This is a genomic window from Streptomyces swartbergensis (assembly GCF_002148965.1).
Classification (GTDB): domain Bacteria; phylum Actinomycetota; class Actinomycetes; order Streptomycetales; family Streptomycetaceae; genus Streptomyces; species Streptomyces swartbergensis.
In genome coordinates, this window is sequence record NZ_NGFN01000329.1 from 1 (window position 1) to 9,505 (window position 9,505).

Below are 9,505 nucleotides of genomic sequence, written 5' to 3' on the forward strand. Positions count from 1 at the left end.
CCCCGACCCCGGCGAACGCCCCGGGGGAAGGGGCCCGGCCCGCAGCGGCGGGCACTTCCGTATGGGACACGGTCGCGGCCGGGACGGTGACGGCGTCGCCCGTGCCGTGGCACAGCAGTGGGGGAACCGGCCTCGTACGACCGCCCGCGCCCCACTCCTCCCACTCCAGCAGCGCGGGCAGCCGCTGGGCGGTGCCGGGCGCGGCGAACAGCAGCATCCGGCCCCGGAACTCCGCGACCGGCCCCGAGCCCGGCCCGTCGTCCCACAGCCGGTCGAGCATCCGCCGCCCGAACATCGCGGGCGCGCTGACGACGTCGAAGACCGACCCGCAGGGCAGGACGACCGGTGCGCCCGGCCGCTCCTCCCAGAGGGCGAGCGTGCTCCGCGGATACGTTCCTGCCGAGGCGAGCCAGGCGGCCCCGTCCGGGGTGACATAGGAGGCGTTCCATGCGCTGCTCATGGCGTCAATGTCTACCGGCCGTGAACGCGCGGTTCCCGAGGGTTGCGGGAAATCGGGACAGGAGGGGGTGGGAGGGAGTATCTTGCCCGCTTGGCATATGCCACGGAGATCGGCAAAGCGGCGGAGCCCCCGGTTCTCACACCGGTTCTCACACCGGTTCTCACACCGGGTCGACGGGCCCCCGGCCCTCGCCGCCGCCCCGCAGCAGGTCCCGTCCGAACTCGACCATCTTCTTGGCGTAGTCCTCGGTCCACTCGGCCCGCTCGGCGATGTCCGCGGTCGTCAGCCGGTCGAACCGCCGCGGATCGGCCAGCTGCGCCGCCGCGATCGCCTGGAACTCCACCGCCCGGTCCGCCGCGGCCCGGAACGCCAGCGTCAGCTCCGTCGCGCGGGACAGCAGCGCGCGGGGATCGTCGATCGACTCGAGGTCGAAGAAGTGCTCAGGGTCCGAGGCCGCCTCCGCGGGCTCGAAGAGCAGGGGCGCGGGGCGTAGCCGCGGTTCGTTCCGACGCGGCGTGTGCTCCGCCATGTCTACTCCTTCTCGTACGTCGCGCTGGCCCTCCCCCGTTTGCGGGGGCACCCCCAGGTGGAGTGGGCCACCGTCCATTGTCTCGCGGGCGCGCAAGTGGGCATCGCGGTAGTGGGTACGGCTGCGACACCCCCCGGCGTTCGTCACGGCCGCCAGAACACGCGATGTTCGGCCAGATGCGCCAGCACCGCGTGATGCGCCTCCCACCCGTCAGGGCTGTGCCATCTGCCGCCTCCGGCGGCGTGCCGGCCTCCGGCCGGCGGAGGGTGGCCGGAGGCCGGCGTGGCCGCTTCCGCGGGTCATGGCCGCCACATCACCCGGTGCTCCGCGAGATGCGCCAGCACCGCGTGATTCGCCTCCCACCCGTCAGGAAACTTCACCCCCGTCCCGAGCTGCACCGGCTCCGTCGACGGATAGTCGTCCAGCAGGTCGCCGACGCCCGCCCGGCAGACCACGATGCACGCGTGCCGGTGGCGGGAGGCCAGGACGCACAGGCGGCCCGTCTCCAGGTGGAAGGCCGTGGCGTCGGGGCGGCCGGAGAGGGGGTGCAGCACCACCGTGACGTCGTACTCGCGGCCCTGGAGCCGGTTGGCCGTGTCCACGACCACGTCGGTGACGCCGAGGTCGGCCAGGGCGGCACGTATCGCGGCTGCCTGGTCGCGGTGTGCCGTGCCGACGGCGATCCGGTCGGCGGTGAGGGGCGTCGGGTCCGGCGAGCGTTCCGACGTCGCCGCGCCGGCCCGGTCCAGCAGCCGCCGTACGACCGTCGCCACCGCCCGCACCGCCTCCGGGTCCGTGCGCGGCGTGTGCCGCGCGGGCAGCTCCAGCAGGCCCCAGCCCGACTCGGCCGCCTCGTCGATCACCCGGTCGGGGCCGGAGCCGTCCGACGGCACGGCCAGGGACAGCCGCCGGTCGCCGTGACCGGTGCCGCTGCGGAAGGGCGTGTAGGGGTAGAACGCGTCCGACACCAGCGGCGCCGCCGAGGCCGGGAGCCGCCAGGACACCGGCAGGCGGTGCTGCGGCAGGTCCGGGTTGTGCGCGAGCAGGGTCGTCACCGCCGAGGCCGACGGGTCGTACGTGAGGCCCGCCCACTGCTCGCTGCCCACGATCGCGAACGGGTCCAGCTGCCCCGGGTCGCCCACGAACAGCGCCCGCTCGAACAGCCCGGCTACCGCGAGCAGCGCGTCCGAGCGCATCTGGTACGCCTCGTCGACGATCGCGTACCGCCACGGCTCGTCGGCCTTCACATGCGCCCACTTCGCCGCCGTCGAGATCACCACGGCCAGCCCGGCGAGGTCGGCCGCCTTCGCCGACTTGCGGACGTTCTCCAGGCCGTCGAGCGCCTTGTCGTACGGGTCGGCGTCGCTGCTGTGCAACCGCCCCACCGGCAGCTCGGGGTTCTTCTCGGCGAGCCGCAGGACCAGGTCGTCCACCTGGGCGTTGGTCTGCGCCACCACCATCAGCGGATGCCCCGCCTCGGCCAGCTCCAGGGCCGCGCGGACGACGAGCGTGGACTTGCCGGCGCCGGGCGGGGAGTCGACGACGACACCGCGCGCGGTGCCGTGCAGCGTGTCGTGGAGGATCGCGTCGGTGGCCTGGGTCGCGGCGGCGGAGGGATCGAAGAGCGTCGTCACAGCACGTCCTCCGAGGTCACCGGGTCGGCGGCCTCCAGGGTCGCCTCACCGGGCGGCCCGCCGTGCGTCCAGGGAGTCTCCTCCGGGTCGGGCAGCTTCGCGCCGCCCCGCTGCTCGTGCTCGAAGAGCGTGAAGCAGACGCGGTCGCCCTTCTCCGGCACCGACCCCGGCTCGGGCTCCTTGCCGCGGCCCATCTTGTCGAGGACCCGCAGCACGACGTACGCGCCGTCCTCCTCGACCCCGACGAACTCCGCCGACTGCGGCTTCCCGCCCAGCGACCGGTACACCTTCGTGCGCTCCCCGAGATGCGGCCGGTCGTCCGTGCGGACCGTGACCAGGGGGCGGGGGCTGGGCCGCTTGCCCTCGCTGTACGCCATCACGACGTCCGTGACCTCACCCGCGAACGCCTCCCCGGACAGCCGCCGTCCCGCCATGACCAGCGGGTCGTCGAGGGCCTCCTGCGCCTCCAGCCGGGCCTGCTCGCGCTCGCGTGTGGCGAGCTTGTTCGCCGCGGTGACGGCGTCGTCGCGGCGCGGCTGCGGGGGTTCGCCGGCCAGGACCCGGTCGCGGTGGCCGGTGAAGGACCAGCGGTCGCGGGTCCACCGCTCCTCGACATGCGCCCCCTCGGGCAGCTCCCGCAGCAGGTCGAGGCCCTGCCAGACCTTTTCCCAGGTGGGCAGGGTGCGGCTGAGCACCAGATCCCGGATCTCCCGCTCGGCGGCGGTCAGCGCGCCGAGCCGGTCGTCGGCCTCCAGGCCGTCCTCGGCGGCGGCCAGGGCCGTGCGGGCACGGTCGTAGCGCTCGATGGCCGGGGCGAGCAGCTTGTTGTCGAACGCCGGGTCGGTGGCGGGACCGGCCGGGGGACACGTCAGCTGGCCCTTCGCGTCCCGCTCCAGCTCGGCCCGCAGCGCCGCCTCGGCGCCGGTCAGGCCCTCCGGTGGGTCGATCCAGGCGAGCAGCGCCCCCAGGTGCTGGTCCTCCAGGGTGGACTGCCCGGTCGCCCAGTGCCGGCTCAGTACGTCGGTCATGGCCAGCAGCAGCGAGGAGCCGGGCACCCGGGCCCGCTCCCCGAAGTGCGTCAGCCACCGCCCGAGCAGCGGCACCCGGGGCGGCGCCGGATACGGGGTTTCCGGATCCTGTTCCGCCGTACGCCGGAAACGCATGGAGCGCCCGAGCAGCCGCACCAGGTCGATGCCCCCGCGGCTCGGCACGATCAGCTGCGGCGCGTCCGCGCACAGGTCGACTTCGACCTTGACCCGCTTGCCGGTCTCCGGGTCGGTCTCGGTGCGCTCGGCGGCCTCCACGACCTCGGCGTACGCGTCGATGTACGGCAGTACCACGTCGGCCAGTTCGGCCAGGAACGCGAACCTGAGGTCGCGGTCGCGGGGCTGCGGGACGGCCAGCAGACGCGGCGCGTCCCGGTCGGTGCCGACCAGCGCGCCGAGCGGGGCGCCGGCCTCACCGGCGGTGGTGAGCGGCACGAACACCAGCGGACGGTCGGACAGGTGCCGGTGCCGGACGGTCGCGGCGGGCTGGGCGCGGCCCGTGCTGACCGCTTCGAGCCGGGCCAGGGTGGAGATCAGCGACATGCCGCCTCCAGTGCCTCGGCGCGCAGGGCCGCCGCCCGCCTGAGGGCCGCCACCGCCGGATCGTCGGGGTCGCCCGCCTCGCCGCGGGCCGCCGCGAGGACGTCCTCCACGGTCGTCAGCCCGCCCAGCTCCGCCCGCACCGGCCGCCCGAGCGAGGTCACCGCGCCCGTCTCGCGCGACCGGGACCGGCAGTGGAAGGCCAGCTCGCACGCGGACAGGCACTCCGGCGCGTACGTCGCCGGGACCGACTCGACGGCGGCCGTCAGCTCGTCGGCGGGCAGCTCCGGGGAGAAGCACGTGCCCTCGGGGAGCGTCTCGGCGATGTCCTCGATGCGGGTCAGCCGGGTCAGCTGACGGGCCGTCACCGCACGCTGCTTGCGGATGTCGACGGCGGACGCGGCCGGCAGGTTGGAGAAGTCCCTGGGGCAGACGAGCAGGATCCGGTGCCGCACGCGCGGAGCCGGAGCCCTGTCCTGAGCGCTCCGCGTCCGGGGCGCTTCAGCCGGTGTCGAGGGGGCGACCGTGCTCGACCCTTCGGGCCTCCGCGCGCTCGCCCCCTCGCCTCCGGCGCACCCCTCCGGCTCCGCGCCGAGCCGCGCGGCGACCTCCTCCAGCGCCAGCACGTACACCGCCGCCTGCCGGGCCGCCGCACCGACCTTCGCCGGGTCCGCCGAACCGTCCAGCAGCGGGAACGACTTGATCTCGACCACGGTCCAGCTGCCGTCCGGGTGCACCACGACCGCGTCCGGTTCGAGGAACGCGGGGGAGCCGGCGACGTCGAGCGCGAGCATCGGGTGGTCGAGCAGCGTCCACGCGCCCGGGTGCGCGGCGGCCTCCCGCAGCTCCAGCGCCGTACGGGCCGTACGCCCCTGGGGGCCGGTCGCCGTCAGGTCGGGCACGCGCGCCTCGGTGGGCGGCTCGGCCGTCCGGTCCAGCTTCTCGTGCACCAGCCGCAGCAGCTCCGCACCGCCGTCGGCCTTCACCTTCGCCTCGAACGCGTTGCCCCGCGTGAGCGCGAACTGGGACTGACCGAAGGCCGACGGCGAGCCCAGCGCGCTCGCCAGCGCCGCCTTGTTCACCCCGGCGCCGTCGAGGATCGCGCGCCGCGCACACCCGGGGTTGGCGGCCAGTGCCGCCAACGCGCGCGCGTCTAGGGCCTTCGCCGGTACGTCGGGACCGCGCAGCTCAGCGAGCCGGTGCCGGAGCGCCGTCCCCCGCGTCCTTGGGGGAGGCACTCGGCTCGGCTCCCGCTCCGACCCGCGACTCGCGCTGCCGTGGAATTCGCTCACCCGCGGAAGTCTGGCATCCGGCACTGACAATCGAGGAACCCGCGGCGGAAGATGCCGCCGGGACCAGTGCGACGGGCGGCACGAACCGTGCCCTGACCCGGTCCGCCGTACGCATCACGACCGGCGCGAGCAGCAGTCCGACGCCCATGACGGCCGCGCCCGCGAGCGCGTCGAGGAAGTAGTGGTTGGCGGTGCCCATGACCACGATCGTCGTGATCAGCGGGTAGGCGACTGCTGCGATCTTCGCCGTGCGCGTACCGCCGTAGCGCCACAGCATCACTCCGCACCACAGGGCCCAGCCCACGTGCAGACTCGGCATCGCCGCGTACTGGTTGGTCATTCCGCCCATACCGCGCGGGGCGCTCGCCGCGCCGCCCCACCAGCCGTACGAGCTGTACTGGGCCATCGTGTCCACGAAGCCGTGGCTCGCGTCGAGGAGCCGGGGCGGGCAGGTCGGCATCAGTGTGAAACCGACCAGGCCTATGAGGGTGGACGTCATCAGCCACGTGCGCGCGGCGCGGTACCGCACCGTCCGGGAGCGGAAGAGCCACACGAGGATCGCCGGCGTGACCAGGTAGTGCAGCGACGCGTACCAGAAGTCCGCCGGTATGCCTATCCAGGCCTCGCGGGTGAACAGGCGGTTGAGCGGGTGCTCGAAGTTGAGATACAGAGCATTCTCGGCACGCAGGAGCGCCAGGCCGTTGTCGACCGCACCGGAGACGTCGCCCCGGGCGAGGAGCCGGCCCGCCGTGTAGCACGCGTACACCAGCAGGATCAGCGGCAGTTCCGTCCACCAGCGCAGCCGGAGCGCAGGGGCCGCCTCGGTGCCCGGTGTCTCGGTGTGCGGCATCCGATCGCCCTCCCCCTTCGTCGTCACGCGGCGCCCGGCCGGTTGGTCGTGCCACTTTACGGCGTACGTGCGCCCCCTGGGGGCGCCCTCCGGACCTCAAAGACGCTGAGATCGCCCCCCGGGTTGCCCGCGACCAGCGTGCGCGATGATGGAGGAGCTCCGCTCGCGTTTTTCTTCCGGAAAGGTCCCCCATGGCTCCGCGCATCCTGCTGGCCCGCCACGGACAGACCGAGTGGTCGCTGTCCGGCAAGCACACGGGCAGGACGGACGTGCCGCTGCTGGAGGAGGGCCGGCGCGGTGCCAAGCTGCTCGGCGAGCGCCTGCACCGGGCGCCGTACGACGGCCTGCCCGGCGTCGAGGTGCGCACCAGCCCGCTGGCACGCGCGCGTGAGACATGCGAACTGGCCGGCTTCGGCGACCGCGCGCGTGCCTGGGACGCGCTGCTGGAGTGGGACTACGGGGCGTACGAGGGCATGACCCCGGCGGACATCCAGGCCGTCCGGCCCGGCTGGCTCATCTGGCGCGACGGTGTCCCCGAGGGCGAGACCCTCGCGGAGATGACGGGCCGGGCGGACGAGGTGGTCTCCTGGGCGCGTGCCGAGGACCGGGACGTCCTGGTCTTCGCCCACGGGCACATCCTGCGGTCCATCGGGGCGCGGTGGCTGGGTCTGCCGATCGACTTCGCGGCGCGGATACGGCTGAATCCGACGTCGCTGTCGGTGCTGGGATGGGCGTACGGGGAGCCGGCGATCGAGAGCTGGAACGATCTCGGGCACCTTGCATAGCCGAGGGCGGTCACACCATCCGCGGCAACGAAGCGTGCCTCTCCAGGAACGCCGATACCCCCGAAGCCCGCCGGTGTGGTGACAGCACCCGCGCCGTAGCCGCGAGCATCGTCTGGATCCGGGACGACTGGACCTCCTCCAGCAGATCCAGCACCCGCATCCCCGCCACGGCGGCCTCGTCCGGCCGGCCGCCCCGCGCGAGGTCGTCCGCCAGCTCCGCCGTGTACAGCGCGATGTTCCGGGTGAAGTGCGGGTCCTGGAGCTCCGCCGCCCGCCGCGCGTGCCGCGCCGCCCGGGGCCAGTCGCCGAGCGTGGACCAGCACTGCGCCTCCAGGCCTTCCAGTTCTGCCTCTCCGTAGAAGCTCATCCACTCGGGGTCGTCGTCCGAGGGTCCCCGGTCGAAGAGGGCGTGCGCCCGGGCCAGTGCCTGCTCGCAGCCGACGCGGTCGGCGAGGCCCGCCCAGCCGCCCGCCTCGCGCAGCGCGAGCAGCGACATCAGCCGGGCCGAGCCCACGGGCCGGGCGACGCGCTGTGCGGCCTGGGCGGCCCGGACCGCCTCGCGCGGCCGGCCCGCGTCGCGCGCGAGGAAGGCCGTGTTGCAGAAGGCGTGCGCCTCCAGGCCCGGATCGCCGGACATCCGGGCGGTCGCGAGGGCCTCCGCGTAGTGGGAGCGGGCGTCGTCGAAGCGTCCCGAGTCGTGGGCCAGCCAGCCCACGGAGATGGCCAGTTCACCGGCGCCCGAGTAGAGCCGGTCCGCCGTCGTCTGCCGGGTCGTACCGGCGTCCAGCAGGGCGTAGGCGGCACGCAGCGGGGCCGCCGCACGGCGGTAGAGGCCGTCGGCCCCGTGCCGGTCGTCGATCAGCCGGATGCGGCGGACGGCTTCTTCCAGGGCGCCCGCGTCACTCGCCCCGGCGCGGCGCACGGGGCGCTGTGCCGCCGCGGCGTCGAGGGCGAGGCCGACGGGCCCCAGCGAGGCGGCGGCCACCGTGGCGCCCCCGCCGGTCATGAATGCGCGACGTAGCACGTCGCTCTCCTCGTAGGTGTCGTGCGGGTGGTGCGGGTCGTACGGGTTCTGCGTTTCATACGGCTCGCACGCCCCGCTGCTCTCACTCGTGGCGTTCGCCGGGTCCGCGGTGCACGTCAGGGGCGCGTCCTCGGTTTCGCGCGCCCGGCGTCCGCGTACCGACGAGCGGGGCGCGAACCCCAGGTCCGTGAGCGTGCGGCCAGGGAACATATGCAGGAACACCCGTTCGTAGGCGTAGTTGGGACAGCGGATCTCGCCCGCCTCGACCCGGCCGATGTACCGCGCGTCACAGCTGACCTGCTCGCCGATCTCCAGAGCGGCCCGCCGGACCGCCGCGGCTAACTCGGCCGGCGAACGCTGTCCGCGCAGGCGCCGGAAGGCGAGGTTGGGCCGCGGTGGCCGGTTGGGTTGAGACGAGGTAACCGTTGACGACGCCATGGCCGGGTCCTCTCGTGCGAACCGTCGAACCATGCCGGGTTCGGGGCGAGTTGTACGCGTTGTCCCGTATGTTCTGCCCTGTGTCCGGCGGGCAAGAACGTACCTGCTGTGTCGGAGTCCTCACGCTGGGTTTGACTACAAACCGGATATCTCATCCATGATCTGCCATGAACTGCCATCCTTTGCGGCTGACTTCTGCCGTAGCCGTTGACGGTCTGCCGCGTTGAACCCTGTGGACCGGGAGGCCCTCGACTCCCGACCGCTCGTCCAATCAGGGGTTCTGTGGTGGAGGCCGGGATGGAGACCAGCCAGATCGACGATCCTCGTACACCGCCGACTGCACCGTCGGCCGGCTGCGATGTCGTGACGGTGCCGGCGCGGCAGGGGCTGGAGGCGGTCGACATCCTGCGGCGCGGGACCGGTGAAGCGGTCGGGCTCGTACTGCACGACGACGGCGGTCGCACGCTGGGCTTCCTGGTGCCGCCGGGGACGGCCGCGGCATGGGACGTGCCGGGGAGCACGTGCACGGAGACCGACGGACGCGGACCGACCCTGGTCCCCGAACCTCCCGTGGAGGGCTCGGACTGGCTGCTGCCGCCCGGGGACGCGGACCTCGCGACGGACCCCGCGGTGCTGCGCAAGGCCCTCGGGGAGGCGGCCCGGACGATCAAGGCGGCGGACAGCTGCCGCTGAGGCGCCTCGCTTGGCGGGGCGCCTTTACGCATGGCTGGGCCCTCACGCCCGGTGGGCCGTCGCCTGGTGGGGCCGTCACGCCCGGTGGGGCCGTCACGCCCGGCGGGGCCCTCACGTCCGGTGGGGCCCTCACGTCCGGTGGGGCGCGGATGCATGGCGGGGCGCGGACGCCTGGCGGGGCGACCTTATGCCCGGTGGGGCGCGGATACCGGGC

Annotated in this window: 9 protein-coding genes; 2 read left to right on the forward strand and 7 right to left on the reverse strand. The window is 74.0% G+C overall.

Going from position 1 to position 9,505, the window contains the following annotated elements; genetic code table 11:
• From CA983_RS34980 to CA983_RS35005, 6 genes are all read right to left on the reverse strand, one after another.
• Positions 1–460: bifunctional DNA primase/polymerase (locus CA983_RS34980; protein WP_244207227.1), on the reverse strand; the 460-nt coding region annotated here is incomplete at its 3' end.
• A gap of 160 nt (positions 461–620) precedes the next feature.
• Positions 621–989, reverse strand: a complete 369-nt coding sequence (locus tag CA983_RS34985; RefSeq protein ID WP_086604774.1) for a hypothetical protein — start codon at positions 987–989, stop codon at positions 621–623.
• A gap of 299 nt (positions 990–1,288) precedes the next feature.
• The gene (locus CA983_RS34990; protein WP_086604775.1) at positions 1,289–2,623 is read right to left on the reverse strand and encodes an AAA domain-containing protein; all 1,335 of its coding nucleotides are present in this window, start codon (positions 2,621–2,623) and stop codon (positions 1,289–1,291) included.
• Complete coding sequence (locus CA983_RS34995) at positions 2,620–4,212, reverse strand: hypothetical protein (RefSeq protein WP_086604776.1); 1,593 nt, start codon at positions 4,210–4,212, stop codon at positions 2,620–2,622. The genes CA983_RS34990 and CA983_RS34995 overlap by 4 nt, the downstream gene beginning before the upstream one ends.
• Positions 4,203–5,447, reverse strand: coding sequence for a hypothetical protein (locus CA983_RS35000; RefSeq protein ID WP_086604777.1), 1,245 nt, complete (start codon positions 5,445–5,447; stop codon positions 4,203–4,205). The genes CA983_RS34995 and CA983_RS35000 overlap by 10 nt, the downstream gene beginning before the upstream one ends.
• Positions 5,398–6,351: a phosphatase PAP2 family protein gene (locus CA983_RS35005; protein WP_086604778.1), complete on the reverse strand. Its 954-nt coding sequence runs from the start codon at positions 6,349–6,351 to the stop codon at positions 5,398–5,400. Before CA983_RS35005 ends, CA983_RS35000 begins: the two co-directional genes overlap by 50 nt.
• Before the next feature lie 191 nt (positions 6,352–6,542).
• Between CA983_RS35005 and CA983_RS35010 the strand changes: the two genes are divergently transcribed.
• Positions 6,543–7,136 (forward strand): histidine phosphatase family protein, encoded by a 594-nt coding sequence (locus CA983_RS35010; protein ID WP_086604779.1) that lies wholly within the window; start codon positions 6,543–6,545, stop codon positions 7,134–7,136.
• A gap of 10 nt (positions 7,137–7,146) precedes the next feature.
• On the opposite strand, the gene CA983_RS35015 is transcribed toward CA983_RS35010, so the two are convergent.
• On the reverse strand, positions 7,147–8,598 hold the full coding sequence (locus tag CA983_RS35015; RefSeq protein ID WP_086604780.1) for an NsdA family TPR-like regulatory protein: 1,452 nt from the start codon (positions 8,596–8,598) through the stop codon (positions 7,147–7,149).
• Positions 8,599–8,895: 297 nt separating this feature from the next.
• Between CA983_RS35015 and CA983_RS35020 the strand changes: the two genes are divergently transcribed.
• A complete protein-coding gene (locus tag CA983_RS35020; RefSeq protein ID WP_086604781.1) occupies positions 8,896–9,291 on the forward strand; it encodes a hypothetical protein in 396 nt (131 codons plus the stop codon).
• The last annotated feature ends 214 nt before the right edge of the window (positions 9,292–9,505 follow it).

Excerpts from the sequence above, each read along its gene's own strand:
- CA983_RS34985 (WP_086604774.1), bottom strand. The coding sequence starts at position 989 with ATGGCGGAGCACACGCCGCGTCGGAACGAACCGCGGCTACGCCCCGCG.
- CA983_RS34995 (WP_086604776.1), bottom strand. The coding sequence starts at position 4,212 with ATGTCGCTGATCTCCACCCTGGCCCGGCTCGAAGCGGTCAGCACGGGC.
- CA983_RS35005 (WP_086604778.1), bottom strand. The coding sequence starts at position 6,351 with ATGCCGCACACCGAGACACCGGGCACCGAGGCGGCCCCTGCGCTCCGG.
- CA983_RS35010 (WP_086604779.1), top strand. The coding sequence starts at position 6,543 with ATGGCTCCGCGCATCCTGCTGGCCCGCCACGGACAGACCGAGTGGTCG.
- CA983_RS35015 (WP_086604780.1), bottom strand. The coding sequence starts at position 8,598 with ATGGCGTCGTCAACGGTTACCTCGTCTCAACCCAACCGGCCACCGCGG.
- CA983_RS35020 (WP_086604781.1), top strand. The coding sequence starts at position 8,896 with ATGGAGACCAGCCAGATCGACGATCCTCGTACACCGCCGACTGCACCG.